Source organism: Williamsia sp., assembly GCF_036566845.1.
In the GTDB taxonomy this organism is placed as follows: domain Bacteria; phylum Actinomycetota; class Actinomycetes; order Mycobacteriales; family Mycobacteriaceae; genus Williamsia.
In genome coordinates this window covers 1-13,805 of record NZ_DATCVM010000171.1, presented here as the reverse complement: position 1 = coordinate 13,805, position 13,805 = coordinate 1, and the positions used below count along the sequence as shown (strand labels likewise).

15 protein-coding genes are annotated in these 13,805 nt (G+C 65.1%); 11 read left to right on the top strand and 4 right to left on the bottom strand.

Annotation, left to right across the window (positions count from 1 at the left end; translation table 11 throughout):
* Positions 1-4 precede the first annotated feature (4 nt).
* The 5 genes from VIQ49_RS16410 (at position 5) to VIQ49_RS16390 (ending at position 3,256) form a co-directional block, all read left to right on the top strand.
* Complete coding sequence (locus VIQ49_RS16410) at positions 5-1,393, top strand: NAD(P)/FAD-dependent oxidoreductase (protein WP_331886483.1); 1,389 nt, start codon at positions 5-7, stop codon at positions 1,391-1,393.
* Positions 1,390-1,578: a hypothetical protein gene (locus tag VIQ49_RS16405; RefSeq protein WP_331886480.1), complete on the top strand. Its 189-nt coding sequence runs from the start codon at positions 1,390-1,392 to the stop codon at positions 1,576-1,578. The genes VIQ49_RS16410 and VIQ49_RS16405 overlap by 4 nt, the downstream gene beginning before the upstream one ends.
* 72 nt (positions 1,579-1,650) lie before the next feature.
* Positions 1,651-1,944, top strand: a complete 294-nt coding sequence (locus VIQ49_RS16400) for a hypothetical protein (protein ID WP_331886477.1) — start codon at positions 1,651-1,653, stop codon at positions 1,942-1,944.
* A gap of 10 nt (positions 1,945-1,954) precedes the next feature.
* On the top strand, positions 1,955-2,626 hold the full coding sequence (locus VIQ49_RS16395; RefSeq protein ID WP_331886475.1) for a helix-turn-helix domain-containing protein: 672 nt from the start codon (positions 1,955-1,957) through the stop codon (positions 2,624-2,626).
* 6 nt (positions 2,627-2,632) lie between these two features.
* On the top strand, positions 2,633-3,256 hold the full coding sequence (locus VIQ49_RS16390) for a TetR/AcrR family transcriptional regulator (RefSeq protein ID WP_331886473.1): 624 nt from the start codon (positions 2,633-2,635) through the stop codon (positions 3,254-3,256).
* A gap of 42 nt (positions 3,257-3,298) precedes the next feature.
* Here VIQ49_RS16390 and VIQ49_RS16385 read toward each other — a convergent pair whose 3' ends face one another.
* Positions 3,299-4,093, bottom strand: a complete 795-nt coding sequence (locus VIQ49_RS16385; protein WP_331886471.1) for a crotonase/enoyl-CoA hydratase family protein — start codon at positions 4,091-4,093, stop codon at positions 3,299-3,301.
* A gap of 124 nt (positions 4,094-4,217) precedes the next feature.
* Here VIQ49_RS16385 and VIQ49_RS16380 point away from each other — a divergent pair, with 124 nt between their 5' ends.
* From VIQ49_RS16380 to VIQ49_RS16365, 4 genes are all read left to right on the top strand, one after another.
* Entirely contained in the window at positions 4,218-5,855 is a 1,638-nt protein-coding gene (locus VIQ49_RS16380; protein WP_331886469.1) for an acyl-CoA synthetase, read from the top strand.
* 5 nt (positions 5,856-5,860) lie between these two features.
* Positions 5,861-6,988 carry a nitronate monooxygenase family protein gene (locus VIQ49_RS16375; protein WP_331886467.1) on the top strand — a complete coding sequence of 376 codons (1,128 nt, stop codon included), beginning with the start codon at positions 5,861-5,863 and terminating at the stop codon, positions 6,986-6,988.
* 129 nt (positions 6,989-7,117) lie between these two features.
* Positions 7,118-7,915: an enoyl-CoA hydratase gene (locus VIQ49_RS16370; RefSeq protein WP_331886465.1), complete on the top strand. Its 798-nt coding sequence runs from the start codon at positions 7,118-7,120 to the stop codon at positions 7,913-7,915.
* Positions 7,916-7,923: 8 nt separating this feature from the next.
* Complete coding sequence (locus VIQ49_RS16365; RefSeq protein WP_331886463.1) at positions 7,924-8,790, top strand: SDR family oxidoreductase; 867 nt, start codon at positions 7,924-7,926, stop codon at positions 8,788-8,790.
* A 68-nt stretch (positions 8,791-8,858) separates the two neighbouring features.
* Here the strand turns inward: VIQ49_RS16365 and VIQ49_RS16360 are convergent, their stop codons facing one another.
* The 3 genes from VIQ49_RS16360 to VIQ49_RS16350 are packed head-to-tail and all read right to left on the bottom strand — an operon-like array spanning position 8,859 to position 12,786.
* Positions 8,859-10,451: a long-chain-fatty-acid--CoA ligase gene (locus VIQ49_RS16360; RefSeq protein WP_331886461.1), complete on the bottom strand. Its 1,593-nt coding sequence runs from the start codon at positions 10,449-10,451 to the stop codon at positions 8,859-8,861.
* A gap of 4 nt (positions 10,452-10,455) precedes the next feature.
* Positions 10,456-11,577, bottom strand: a complete 1,122-nt coding sequence (locus VIQ49_RS16355) for an acyl-CoA dehydrogenase family protein (protein WP_331886459.1) — start codon at positions 11,575-11,577, stop codon at positions 10,456-10,458.
* A gap of 21 nt (positions 11,578-11,598) precedes the next feature.
* Positions 11,599-12,786 carry an acyl-CoA dehydrogenase family protein gene (locus tag VIQ49_RS16350; protein ID WP_331886457.1) on the bottom strand — a complete coding sequence of 396 codons (1,188 nt, stop codon included), beginning with the start codon at positions 12,784-12,786 and terminating at the stop codon, positions 11,599-11,601.
* Positions 12,787-12,930: 144 nt separating this feature from the next.
* Between VIQ49_RS16350 and VIQ49_RS16345 the strand changes: the two genes are divergently transcribed.
* Positions 12,931-13,122, top strand: coding sequence for a ferredoxin (locus tag VIQ49_RS16345; protein ID WP_028462875.1), 192 nt, complete (start codon positions 12,931-12,933; stop codon positions 13,120-13,122).
* Between the two features lie 163 nt (positions 13,123-13,285).
* Positions 13,286-13,805 (top strand): SDR family NAD(P)-dependent oxidoreductase (locus tag VIQ49_RS16340; RefSeq protein WP_331886455.1); only part of this gene is annotated, 520 nt, incomplete at its 3' end.

Genomic DNA, 13,805 nt, shown 5'->3' with positions numbered 1-13,805 from the left:
GGACGTGAACACCATTCGGCCTGACCACGAAGTGATCATCATCGGCGCAGGTCCAGGGGGTATCTGCGCCGGGGCTCAGCTGACTACGAGGGGTATCGAGGATTTTCTGATTCTCGATCGTGGCGACGGTTTTGGAGGCAGTTGGCGAGATAATCACTATCCGGGGCTGGGGGTGGATGTTCCGGGATTCTGCTATCAGTACTCGTTCCGGAAGAACCCGGACTGGAGTTGGATGTTCCCCAAGGGCGACGAGGTGCTGGCCTATCACCGGGAGGTGGCCGCCGAGTTCGAACTCGGTGCGCGCGCCCGGTTCGGTGTGTGTGTCGTCCGCGAGGTCTGGGACGAGCGGAATGGCTGGTGGGAGGTACACACCGACGGTCACGGGGTGATCACCGGCCGGTTTGTCATCTCCGCCATCGGCGCCTACATCCATGCGAAGGACGATCCCGGTATCGATGGTCTCGGTGACTTCCGTGGAGAGATCCTGCGGCCGGACAGTTGGGATCACGACTACGACCTGTCCGGCAAGCGGGTGGCGGTGATCGGCACCGGCGCGAGCTCGGTGCAGATCTCGCCGTCGATAGCCCCTGTTGTGCAGCAGCTTTCGGTGTTTCAGCGCACTCCGGTGTGGTGCCTGCCGAAACCGGATATGGCGATGAGGCCCTGGATGCGGCGGGGTCTGCGGATCCGGGGTGTGGGAACCTCGATCGCCTTCGCCACGAATGTGGTGGTCGAGACGGTCCTCCGGGTCGTCTACCAGACGCCCAAGGCGCTGTTTCGTCCCGGCGCCCGCGCATTCGACGCGGTCGGTCGCGGCGTGTACCGGGCCTACCTGCGCGCGATCGTCAAGGACAAACGGACGCGGACGGAGCTGGCACCGTCCTATGGGGTGTTGGGGAAACGTCCGACTCTCTCGAACGATTACGTCCCGAACTTCAACCGCGACAACGTCGAACTCGTCACCAGTGCCATCACAACCCTGACACCGCACGGAATCCGGACCGCCGACGGTGTCGAGCGGGATGTCGATGCGATAGTCCTGGCGACGGGATATGAATTGTTCTCCGATCCCGAGAGCTACCACCACGGGGCGGTCGTCGGCCGCGGCGGCTTCGACCTCGCGGACTTCTACAACACGCAGCGGTTGCAGGCCTATCAGTCCGTGTCGGTGCCCGGGCTCCCGAACCGGTGGATGCTCGTGGGTCCGTATTCGTGGATCGGGACCGGATGGCATGAATTGGTGGAGATCTCGTCAGGTCATGCGGTCAACGTGATCGATCATGCACGCCGGGAAGGGCACCAGATTGCCGAAGTGTCACAAACAGCCCACGAGCGATATCACAGAAAAGTGCGTGAGCAGGGGCGAACATCGCGTACTACTTCGGCACGTTGAACAAGGGATTGCGCACCTACTACGTCAACTCGCAGGGCGACATGCCGTACATCCGGCCGACCAGTCTGTTCGAGGCCCGGCGGGAGAGCCGCGACGTCAATATGCGGGACTACGAATTCCGCAGCGCGCCAATCAGGTTGCCGGCCGAATCGGAACGACCGGGTTCCCGGGTGCAGACACGTTGACACGGTCAGGGTTCACCGATGGCCGACTCGGTTGTTGGCTTCGATAGTGTTGACGCAGACGAAAGGTGAAGAATGACAAACGCTCTGGAACAAGGTGCCCCCGCAGCGCCGCGGAACGCGATCCTGCCGAGGGTGTTGGGCCTCGGGCTGGCTGCCACCGGGGTTGCGCACTTCATCAGCCCGAAGCTGTTCGAGCCGATCACCAAGCCGGCGTTCCCCGAGAACACCACCCGGTGGACCTACTCGAACGGTGCCTGCGAGACCCTGATCGGTCTGGCGATCGCCAACAAGCTGACCCGCACGGTCGGGTATGTCGGCCTGATCGGGTACGTCGGATTCCTGGCCAGCCGCGTGCTGAGAGCCTGATCGTCCGGCAATGACCTCCGACGTTCCGCCGCGCCGGCCTCGTGGACGCCCCAAGATCGAGGGGCTCGCCGATCATCGGCGTACCCAGATCGTCGAGGCCGCGTTCGCGGTCCTCACGGAAAAGGGTTACGACGGAACGAGTATCGCCGATATCGCGCAGCGGGCGGGTATGGGGCAGGGCACCGTCTACCGCTATGTGAACAGCAAGCGGGAACTGCTCGACATGGTCTTCGACTGGGCCGTCGAGAAGACATTCGCGACGGTCGATCCCTACGAACTGCTCGCCGCCGAAGCGGAGACGGCGAGGGATATGGCGGCGAATATCCAGGTCATCGGCGACCGGCTCTACCGGCTGGTCGATGATGATCCGGCGATCCTCAAGCTGATCGGGATCCAGGCCAGTGCGATCGACAAAGAACTCAAGGCGAGGGTGGTCGGGCTCGAGTCCCTGATCAATTCGCTGGTGGTCAGGGCGCTGGAGCGGGCAGTGGAGAACGAATGGTTCGTGTTGACCGAACCGCAGAGCCGGATCGTTGCCCGGTTGGTCATGATGCTGGCGCTGCCCGGAGTTGTCATGACGCTGCGTGGCGAGAGTGATCCGGACAAACGCGCGCGATTGGTCGGCGCGGCCACAGACCTGGCGTTCCATGGAATCATGAAGCGTCCTGCCGTCAACGGATAGGGAGTGATGGGTCAGCCGACAGCTCGTACGGATACCCGACGGACCCGGCTCCGTCGTGGCCAGCTGCTGGACGCTGCCCTGTCGACGTTCATCGAATACGGTTACAGCGCCGTGGGAGTCGCCGAGATCGTCGCCCGGATCGGCTGCAGTCACGGCACGTTCTACAACTACTTCGACAGCAAACGCGATGTGCTCGACGCAGTCCTGGAGCGCGAGCTGGCCGAACTCGCCGCCATCGCCGAGTTGCACCGCCCGGGCCCGCGGGACGAGACCGAGTTCGTGGCCGCGATGGAGTCGCTCGTGCGCAGGCTCGTCGACTACGTCGACAAGCGTCCCGACGTGCTGACGTTTGTGGTGATGGAGGCGCCGGGTATCGACGAGGCCTCCCTCGAGTTGCTGACCGGTAGCTATGTTCAGCTCGGTCAGTTGTGTGGGCAGTACTTCCGGCACGGGGTGGATGACGGCTACCTACGCGAGGACCTCGACGTGGAGTACGCCGGCGAGGCGATGGTGTCATGCCTGCTCGCCGCAGTCCTGCCGCGGATGCTCGACAACACCGCCGAACTCGATGTCGAGGAGACCGTCGAGACCGTCGTCGGATTTCTCTGCTACGGCACCCCGACGGTCTGAGGGCGGCCGGAATGCCCGGAGGCGGTCCGGCCGGCCCCGGTCCTACTTGCCGGTGAACTCGGGGGTCTGCTTCTCCGCGAAGGCTTTTGGCCCGATCTTGGCATCGTCGCTGATGAAGACCTTGATGCCCTGATCGGCATCGATCTTGAATGCGTCCTGCTCGTGCATACCCTCGGTGTCGCGGATGGTCTTGAGGATGGCCTGGACCGCGATCGGTCCGTTCGCCGAGATCTGGTCGGCGAGTTCAAGCGCTTTGTCCAGGGCGGTTCCGTCGGCGACGACGTGCCCGATGAGGCCGTATTCGAGCGCCTCGGTCGCAGTGATGTGACGTCCGGTGAGCAAGATGTCGGCGGCGACGGTGTACGGGATCTGCCGAACCAGCCGGACAGCCGATCCGCCCAGTGGGTACAGGCCCCACCTGGCCTCGGAGACACCGAATTTCGCGCTCTGGCCGGCCACTCGGATGTCGGTGCCCTGCAGGATCTCGGTTCCGCCCGCGATGGCCGGTCCCTCCACCGCGGCGATCAGGGGCTTGGTCAGGCGGCGGCCTTTGAGGAGGGCGTCGAGCATCTTCGGGTCGAAGCCGCCCTTCTTGAAGGAATCGCCGGGGGCCTTCTTGTTCATGTTCTTCAGGTCGGCCCCGGCGCAGAAATAGCCACCGGCGCCGGTGAGGATCGCCACGCGGATGTCGGGGTCCGAGTCGACCTGATCCCACGCCTCGTTCATGATCGCGAGCATGTCGCTCGACAGGGCATTGCGGGCCTCGGGACGATTCATCGTCACGATCAACGTGTGCCCGCGCTTCTCGACAAGACAGTGGGGGGCAGCGTCCGACATGATTTGCTCCTGATTTCTCGCACGAAGTGATGGTTTTTTGCATGGCAAGTACGCGCGCGGGCGCCTGTGACCTGTATCTCTGGGGGCCTTGCCATCAAACGGTAACACGTTCTAGTTTGTCGGTATGGCTTACAACATTGCCGACCTCATCGAGCATGCCGTCGACTTGATGGGCGACCGGGTGGCGCTGGAAACCGACGGGCGTAGCGAGACCTATACCGAACTCGACCAACGGGCCAACGGGCTGGCGCACACCCTGCGCGAGCTCGGCGTCGCGCCGGGTGACTCCGTGGGTCTGTACAGCAGAAACGGTATCGAGGCCGTCGAAGCGATGGTGGCGATCTTCAAGGCCCGTGCCGTGATGGTCAACGTCAACTTCCGCTATGTCGAGAGCGAACTCGAACACATCTTCACCGACTCGGACATGGTGGTCCTGGTCGTCGAGCGCCAGTACCTGGGCAGGGTCGCGAACGTGTTACCAAAGGCGCCGAAGCTGCAGGCGGTGATCGTGATCGAGGACGGCTCGGATCTCGATCTCGCCGTCGTCGACGGTCTGCCCTACGAGAAGGCCGTCGCCGACGGCGGCACGCAGCGAGACTTCGAACCGCGCTCAGACGACGACATCTACATGCTCTACACCGGCGGCACCACCGGTAACCCGAAGGGCGTGGTGTGGCGGCAGGAAGACGTGTTCCGGGTCCTCGGTGGCGGTATCGACTGGTACTCCGGTGAGGCGATCACCGACGAGTGGCACTTCGCCAAGACCGGGGCCGAGGGCGGTCAGCTGGTGCGCTTCCCGATTCCGCCGTTCATCCACGGCGGGTCTCAGTGGGCGGTGTTCCAGGCGCTGTTCGGCGGAGGCAAGGCGATCGTGTATCCGGAGTTCGGTGCCCACCAGACCTGGGAGATCGTGGACCGACACAAGGTCAACGTCATCTTCATCACCGGAGATGCCATGGGCCGTCCGATGATCGATGCGCTGGAAGAAAAGGACTACGACGTCACTTCGGTGGTCTCCGTTGCGTCGTCGGCGGCACTGTTCTCGGCCAGCGTCAAAGACCAGTTCGTCGAGAAGTTCCCGAACGCGGTCATCATCGACGCGATCGGATCGTCGGAGACCGGATTCTCGGGTATGGGCGTGATCTCCAAGGACACAGCGCACACCGGCGGCGGTCCGCGGGTCAACAAGGACCGATCGACAGTTGTTCTGCGCGAGGACGGTTCGATCATCGAACCGGGCGCCGGCGAGGTTGGCATCCTCGCGCGCACCGGCAACATCCCGCTGCGGTACTACAACGACCCGGTCAAGACAGACAAAACCTTCAAGGAGTACAACGGAATTCGGTATTCGATCCCCGGCGACCAGGCCAGGGTCGAGGACGACGGCACCGTGACCATGCTCGGGCGAGGGTCGGTCTGCATCAACTCGGGCGGTGAGAAGATCCACCCCGAAGAGGTCGAATCCGCGCTCAAAGGACACCCCGACGTGTTCGACACCGTGGTGGTCGGCGTGCCCGACGAGCGGTACGGCGAGCGGGTCGCTGCGATCGTGGCCACCCGCAGCGGTGCCCGGCCGGGCCTCTCCGACATCAACGAAGCCGCACGCCGCGACATCGCCGGCTACAAGTGCCCGCGGTCGGTGTGGTTTGTCGACGAGATCAAGCGGTCCCCGGCAGGTAAACCGAACTACCGCTGGGGTGCGGAAATCGCGGCCTCCCGGCCGGCCGATGAAACCCTGACCACCAGCACCCGAAAGGCCTGACGCCCGTGCGTACCTCACTATCCGACGAGTTCGGAATCCAGTACCCCATCTTCGGGTTCACACCCTCCGAGCACGTGGCGGCGGCGATCAGCCGGGCCGGCGGTCTCGGCGTCCTGGGCTGCGTGCGGTTCAACGAGGCGGAGGAACTCGACGCCACCCTCGACTGGATGCGCGAGAACACCGACGGCAAACCGTTCGGCGTGGATGTGGTGATGCCCGCGAAGATCCCCACGGAGGGTTCGCAGATCGACCTCGACGCGATGATCCCGCCGGAACATCGTGCATTCGTCGAGCGCACCCTCGACGACCTCGGCGTACCTCCGTTGCCCGACGGCGATCGTGTCAACGCCGGTGTCCTGGGGTGGCTGCACTCGGTGGCCCGGTCCCACGTCGACGTGGCGATGACCCACGCCGACAAGTACGGGCAGATCAAGCTCATCGCCAACGCGCTGGGCTCACCGCCCGATGACGTGATCGCCAACGTCCACTCGCACGGGGTGAAGGTCGCGGCGCTGGCGGGCGCCAAAGAGCACGCGCTCCGGCATGTTGCCGCCGGGGTGGATCTGGTGATCGCGCAGGGTTACGAGGCCGGTGGCCACACCGGAGAGGTCACGTCGATGATCCTGTGGCCGGAAATTGTTGATGCCGTTGGGGATACCGCACATGTGCTGGCCGCCGGAGGGGTGGGCAGCGGTCGTCAGATCGCTGCCGCTTTGGCCATGGGCACGAGCGGTGTCTGGATGGGCACCTACTGGCTCACCGCCGCGGAGTACCAACTCGGTGTCCGCGGCGCTGGTCCGTCGGTGGTGCAGCAGGCGATCCTGAACGCCACCTCGAAGGACACGGTGCGCCGGCGGATCTACTCGGGCAAGCCCGCACGCCTGCTCAAGACCAAGTGGACCGACGCCTGGGATGCCCCCGGCGCACCCGAGGCCTTGCCGATGCCCTTGCAGAACATTCTCGTGGCCGAGGCACACGCCAGGATTTCGGCTGCCGACGATCCCGGGGTCGTGGCGATGCCCGCCGGCCAGATCGTCGGGCGGATGAACGCCATCACTCCCACCGCCGAGCTCATCGACGACCTGGTCAGCGAGTACGACGTGGCCGTGGAGCGGATGCAAAAGGCCCGCTAGCGACCGCTAGCGGTGGGGCTGGGTACCGCGCCGACTCTTTTTGCCGACGGCTGTGATCAGATATGGTCACAGCCGTCGGGGGCTTTCCAGCCGCCGGGGGAATCTCAGGGGCGTAGGAGGTGCGGGGATATGACCGATCGTGATGACGACGTGGTAGTCACGACGCGGATCGAGACCGACGCCGGTGCCACCGCGGTGGTGACACTCCATCGCCCGGAAGCACGCAATGCCCTCACCGGTCGTGTCATCGCGCAGCTCCGCAGCGCGCTGGCGACCGCAGATGCCGACGATTCGGTGGGTGCGGTGGTGCTCACCGGCAGCGATCCGGCCTTCTCCGCCGGTGTCGATCTGAAGGCACTGGGTGCCGAAGGCGGATGGGACGACGTCAACTTCGCCGGTCCGCCAACCGGTTTCCCGTGGGTGCCGTTGGGTAAGCCGGTCATCGGTGCCATCAACGGGGCCGCGGTCACCGGAGGTCTGGAACTGGCACTGGCGTGCGACTTTCTCGTCGCCTCGGAGCGGGCTCGCTTCGCCGACACCCACGCCCGCGTCGGGATGGTCCCGGCCTGGGGCCTGACCGGACGCCTCCCGGCCGCGGTCGGGTGGGCCTTTGCGCGGCGGATCAGCCTGAGCGGCAACTTCGTCGACGCCCAGACCGCGCTGCGGGTCGGGCTGGTGACCGAGGTTGTCGCCCACGAGGAACTCCTTCCGGCCGCGCTGGCCCTGGCCGCCGACATCGGCGGCAACAACACCACGGCCGTCTCCGCGTTGCTCGCGTCGTATCGCGAGGCCCAGCATCACGCGCTCGGGCCGGAACTCGATACCGAGGCAAGACATTCCGAGGCCTGGATGGCCGAGTTCGACCCGGCCTCGGTGGCCCGGTCACGCGAGAAGGTCATCGATCGTGGCCGCAAGCAGATGAGGTGAGGGATCAGATGGGGAAGTCCGGAAACGTGCGAGCAGTGGTGCGGAGCCGCAGAGGTGCCGCGATCTCGTTGCGAGACAAGGTGGTTGTGATCACCGGCGGCGCACGCGGTATCGGGCTCGCCACAGCCGCAGAGCTGCGGGCCAAGGGCGCCAAGGTGGTGCTCGGCGACATCGACGAAGAGGTTGTCGCGAAGGCGGCCGCCAATCTCGGATGCGAGGGTTATCCGCTCGACGTCACCAGCGATGAGTCCTTCTCGGCCTTCCTCGATCGGGTCGACGCGGAGTTCGGCAGGTTCGACGTGCTGATCAACAATGCGGGGATCATGCCGACCGGCCCGTTCCTCGACTTCTCCGATGCGGTCATCACCCGCAACTTCGAGATCGATCTGCTCGCGGTGGTGCGGGGCAGTCGTCTCGCCGCCCGCCGTATGGTCGCCCGGGGCAGCGGCCAGATCCTGAACGTCTCCTCGGTCGCCGGGCTGGTCCCCTTGCCCGGACTGAGTATCTACAGTGCCGCCAAGGCCGGCGTGATCGCGTTCTCCGAGGCCCTGGACGGTGAACTGAGCGCCGGCGGTGTGCGGGTTCTCGCGGTGATGCCGAACTTCACCAAGACCGGACTGATAGACGGTCTCCAGACCACCAAGATGATGCCGCCCATCGAACCCGAAGGTGTTGCCCGAGAGATCGTCCGGAGTATCGAGACCAACCGGGACCGGGTGGTGATCCCACGCCAGAGCATGACCGTTCTCGGCTGGATGGTGACGCCGCGGTTCATGAAGAACCTGTACGGCAAATACTTCGGTTTCGACGAAATGTTTCTGGAGTTCGACGAGACGCAGCGCGCCAAGTATCTGGCCCGCGTCGATCGGAGCTGACCCCCGACCCCCGATGATGTGCCCTTTTGGCGGCGCTCACCTGGGCTTTTGTTCGCCAAAAGGGCACATCATCGGGTCGGTGGGGGAACGTATTCCAGGGCGCGGTCGGGGCGCACCCACGTCGGTGCGGACGTATCGGCGGCGAGTGTGCGTTTGAGGATCTTGAACGTGTCGGTGCGGGGGAGATCGTCGACGAGCCGAATGCGACTGGGCCACTGCTTGGGTCCCAGATCCGGCTGGGCGGCCAGGAACTCGGTGAGCTGATCGGCACTCAGCCGGGGTGCGACGAGCGCGGCGGCGAGTTCGTCGCCCACCGCGGCTCGCACGCCGTACACGGCGGCCATCGTGATCGACGGATGCCGGAGCAACACTCGCTCGATGGGGCCGGTGCCCATGTTCTCGCCGTCTACGCGGACCCAATCACCCAGTCGTCCTGCGAAATACACGTATCCGCGCTCATCGACATACCCGAGATCGCCGGTGTGATAGATGCCGCCGCGCATGCGCTCGGCGTCGGCCTCGGGATTGCGGTAGTAGCCGGTGAACAGGCCGCCGCCGGAACTGTTGACGATTTCACCCACCGCTTCGTCGGCATTGATGAGCCGGCCTGACGCGTCGAGGCGGGCGACAGCGCAGATCTCGCCGGTGTCTGGGTTGCGTACCTGATTGGGTGGGGTCAACGGACCGAGTGCCTCCGGCGGGGTGTCCGGGGTACGGGCGATGGCGACGCCGCCCTCGGTGGAGCCGAAGCCGTCGACCACCCGCACATCGAATCGAGCTGTGGTGGCGGCGATGTCGGACGCGGACGCCTCGTTGCCGTAGAGGATTCGCAGTGGATTGTCGGCGTCGTCGGGACGGGGCGCGGTGGCCAGTACATACGACAACGGCTTGCCGACGTAGTTCGCGTAGGTGGCCCGGTAGCGGCGGACGTCGTCGAAGAAGGCGCCCGCCGAGAACTTCCTGCGCAGGGCCACCGATGAACCACCCGCGACCGCCACCATCCACCCGGCGATGATCGCGTTGGAGTGGAACATCGGCATCGACAGGTACACAACGTCTTCGGGGCCCAGTTCGAACCGCTTCGACAGCATCACCCCGCTGGCCGCGAGCTTACGATGACTGCACTGGACGGCCTTCGGGTCGCCACTGGTGCCGGAGGTGAAGATCAGCATCAGCAGCGCATCGGGATCCGGGCTCCCGAAGTCGGGCTCGGTATCGACGTACGGGGCGAGTAGCTGATCCCAGCCCGGGTCGTCGACGTTGAACACCCGGACGTCGGCGTTGACGATGTTGTCGAGGAGATGGGCAGTCGAGTTCTCCACGATCACGACCTGGCAGTCGGAGGTGGCGATGTCGGCCGCCAGCGCAGCGCCGCGGCGCGTCGGGTTCAGGCCGACCACCACCAGCTCTCCGAGGACGGCGGCCCCCAACAGGTAGCTGAACTCTGGGATGTTCTCGAGCAGCAGTGCCAGGTGGGGAGGTGCTCCGGTGTCGATCAGCCCGCGCAGCGCCGCCGCCCGGGTGGCCGACAATCTGAGATGGTCACGCCAGCAGACGAACTCGTCTTCGAAGTACAGGCCCGCATCGGTTGTCTCGACCAGTGGTGCCAGCAGGGCTCCGACCGTTCCCGGTGCCGGTGAGACGTGATTCGGCGTGCTCATCCGCTCACGCGGGTTCGGCGGCGAGCGCCGCGCCGATTCGTCGCAGCTGCACCGGTGCCGAGCCGAGGTTGAACTCGTTCTGCTTGGCCCGCAGGAAGTATCGGTGGACGGGATGATCGACATCGATTCCGACACCACCGTGGATGTGGACCGCGGTGTGCGCCACCCGGTGGCCGGCGTCGGCCGCCCAGAACTTCGCGGTCGCGAGTTCCGTGTCGGCGCCCAGGCCTTCGGACAACAACCACGCGGCTTGCAGGGTGGTGAGTTTGAGACCCCGGGCATCGATGTACGCGTCGGCGAGGCGTTGCGCGACGGCCTGGAATGATCCGATCTTGCGGTCGAATTGTTCACGCTCACGGCCGTATTCGGCGGTCAGGTCCAGTGCGCGCTCGAGGATTCCGGTCTGTTCGGCGCACAACGCGAGCGTCATCCGGTCGCGCAGGAACTCGGTCACCGGTGCGGCGGGATCTCCGAGTTGATCGTCGGCGGTGACGTGGACGCCGTCGAGTTCGACAAAAGCGCCGGGTCCCTGACCCGTCGACAGGGTCGGGGTGATGGTGAGTCCGTCGCGATCGGTCGGCACGATGAACACCTGGACGCCGTGGGGACCCGAGACGTTGACGATGATGGCGTCGGCGCTTTCGGCATACGACACATTCAGTTTCGCGCCGGCCAGGATCTGGGTGTCGCCCACGGCTTTGGCGCTCGCAACCGGTGTCAGCGGGTCGTCGGCGAGGTCCTCGTCGAGGCCGACGGTGATGATCGAGGTGCCGTCGGACAACCCTGGGAGCCAGCGCTGTTTGATCGCCTCGGTGCCGAAGCGGGCGATGGCCGGGACCGCCGCGAAGGCGACCGGACCGAACGGGACCAGTGCCAGGGCCCGGCCCAATTCCTCTGCGACCGCGGTGTTGTCGAGCACGGTGAGGCCGTCTTCGAGTTCGAGGGCAAGGAGTCCGGAGGTGGCCAACTGGGCCCACAGGTGGGAGTCGAAGTCACCCTGGTGGGCGCCGGGTGCGCTCCCACGGTGCTCGAGTGTCTCCAGCCGTTCCTTGGTGACCAGCTTGGTGACGATGTCGCGGGTCAGACCGGCCAGGTCTGCGCTCTGCTCGCTGCGATGGAAATCCATGGTTGTTGTCCTTGTCCGAAGTCAGCGGCGGGCGGGGGGTTGGCCGAGTGCGAGCATCGCGATGATGTCCCGTTGGACCTCATTGGTGCCGCCGCCGAAGGTCAGGATCAGCGATGACCGGTGGAAGCGTTCGAGACGACCCCGCAGGTGGACGCCCGGGCTGCCCGGCCGCAGCGTGGCCGCCGGCCCCAGGACCTCCATCAGCAGCCGGTAGGCCTCGGTGGCGAACTCGGTGCCGAACACCTTGGTCGCCGAGGCGTCGGCGGGGGAAGGCGACCCGCCGCCGGTGGCTTCCGACGCGATGTTCCAATTGATCAGCTTCAGGAACTCGACCTTGGCGTGGACCTTGGCAAGATTCATCTGGACCCATTCGGAGTCGATGATCCGCCCACCACGCGCGATTTTTGTGTTCTGCGCCCACTCGATTGTTTCGCGCAGTGCGGTTTGGATCGGTGCGGCGCTGCACAACGAGACCCGCTCGTTGTTGAGCTGGTTGGTGACCAGCGGCCAGCCGCCGTTCAGTTCGCCCACCAACGAATCGGCGGGGACCCGGACGTCCTGGTAGTAGGTGGCGCTGGTGTCCACGCTCGACATCGTGTGCACCGGTGTATACGAAAAGCCCTCGACGTCGGTCGGCACGATGAGCATGGAGATACCCTTGTGCTTCTTCGCCTCCTGATCGGTACGGCAGGCGAGCCAGATGTAGTCGGCGTACTGGATCAGGCTGGTCCACATCTTCTGGCCGTTGATGACAAAGTCGTCTCCGTCGCGGACCGCGGTCGTGCGCAGCGACGCCAAGTCGGTGCCGGCACCCGGTTCGGAATAGCCGATCGCGAAGTGGACGTCCCCGGATGCGATGGCGGGCAAGTACTTTGCCTTCTGCTCCTCGGTACCGAAGTGCATGATCGTCGGGGCGACCGAGTTGATCGTGAGGAACGGGACGGGGGCTCCGGCGATGGCTGCCTCGTCGGTGAAGATCAGCTGATCCATCATCGAACGCTCTTGGCCGCCGTACTCTTTCGGCCAGCCGAGTGCGAGCCAGCCGTCACGGCCCATCTGGCTGACGACCTCGCGGTAGACGTTGCCTTCACCGACCTCTCCGCTGGTGGAAGACAGTGCCAATCGGCGCTCCGGCGTGATCAAATGGGAGAAGTACGCCCGAAGTTCGCGCTGAAGCTCATGTTGCTGGTCGGTGTAAGCGATGCGCATCTGTGCTCCAGGGTTTCGGGTGGCATGCGGGGGCGTGGCCGGGGGGCTCCGGTCGCACCTCTTCTATAACACGTTCTAACGTGTTGGTAGGTGTCCGTCAATACTGGGGCCGCCGATGGCGGCAAGGGAAGGAAGCTCGTGGCGATGAAGATCAAGGCTGATTTCGATCTGTGTGAGTCCAACGGTGTCTGCGTGGGCATGGCGCCGGATGTCTTCGATCTCGATGATGACGACTACCTGGTCATATTGAAAGAAGACGTTCCTGAAGAGCGGCGCGAGGAGATGCGTCAGGTTGTCAGCAGTTGCCCCAAGTCGGCACTGTCCGTAGAGGAGTGATGCGCGATGTCCGGTGTGCCCGCTGCGGCGCACCGGGCATCTGATCCCGAGTTCACAGACCGTCGATAGTTGCCCCAAATCGAGAACACGTTCTACATTGGTCTCGACGCACCCGGCGTGTGCCCCAGGCTTCACCGGTCTGGTGACATCGAGTGGAGGATCTGTGAGCGCGAATTCGAATGCCGATCGTGACCTGGAGGCCGGAACCGGCCTGGCAGGCCGGGTGGCCGTGGTCACCGGCGCCGGAGCCGGACTGGGCCGCGCCGAGGCGATCGGACTGGGTGCTCTCGGCGCCACGGTGATCGTCAACGACCTCGCCGGCGCGCTGGACGGCAGCGATGTGCTCGCGGAGATCGAGGCCGCAGGCGGAGTGGGTGTGCCGGTGGTCGGTGACATTTCCGACGCGGCGACCACCACCGAGATCATGCGTGTCGCGACCGAGCAACACGGCGGACTCCACGTGGTGATGAACAACGCGGGCCTGGTCCGCGACAAGATGCTCTTCAACATGTCCGACGACGACTGGGATCTGGTGATCCGGGTTCATCTGCGCGGGCATTTCCTGATGTGCCGAAACGCCGCGGCGTACTGGCGGTCGCAGTCGAAGGCGGCCGGTGGTCCGGTGTTCGGCCGTTTGATCAACACCTCCAGCGAGGCGGGTTTGTCGGGTCCGGCGGGGCAGG

Coding starts and splice junctions, on each gene's coding strand:
- VIQ49_RS16400 (WP_331886477.1), top strand. CDS start 1,651: ATGACAAACGCTCTGGAACAAGGTGCCCCCGCAGCGCCGCGGAACGCG.
- VIQ49_RS16395 (WP_331886475.1), top strand. CDS start 1,955: ATGACCTCCGACGTTCCGCCGCGCCGGCCTCGTGGACGCCCCAAGATC.
- VIQ49_RS16390 (WP_331886473.1), top strand. CDS start 2,633: ATGGGTCAGCCGACAGCTCGTACGGATACCCGACGGACCCGGCTCCGT.
- VIQ49_RS16385 (WP_331886471.1), bottom strand. CDS start 4,093: ATGTCGGACGCTGCCCCCCACTGTCTTGTCGAGAAGCGCGGGCACACG.
- VIQ49_RS16380 (WP_331886469.1), top strand. CDS start 4,218: ATGGCTTACAACATTGCCGACCTCATCGAGCATGCCGTCGACTTGATG.
- VIQ49_RS16370 (WP_331886465.1), top strand. CDS start 7,118: ATGACCGATCGTGATGACGACGTGGTAGTCACGACGCGGATCGAGACC.
- VIQ49_RS16365 (WP_331886463.1), top strand. CDS start 7,924: ATGGGGAAGTCCGGAAACGTGCGAGCAGTGGTGCGGAGCCGCAGAGGT.
- VIQ49_RS16360 (WP_331886461.1), bottom strand. CDS start 10,451: ATGAGCACGCCGAATCACGTCTCACCGGCACCGGGAACGGTCGGAGCC.
- VIQ49_RS16355 (WP_331886459.1), bottom strand. CDS start 11,577: ATGGATTTCCATCGCAGCGAGCAGAGCGCAGACCTGGCCGGTCTGACC.
- VIQ49_RS16350 (WP_331886457.1), bottom strand. CDS start 12,786: ATGCGCATCGCTTACACCGACCAGCAACATGAGCTTCAGCGCGAACTT.
- VIQ49_RS16345 (WP_028462875.1), top strand. CDS start 12,931: ATGAAGATCAAGGCTGATTTCGATCTGTGTGAGTCCAACGGTGTCTGC.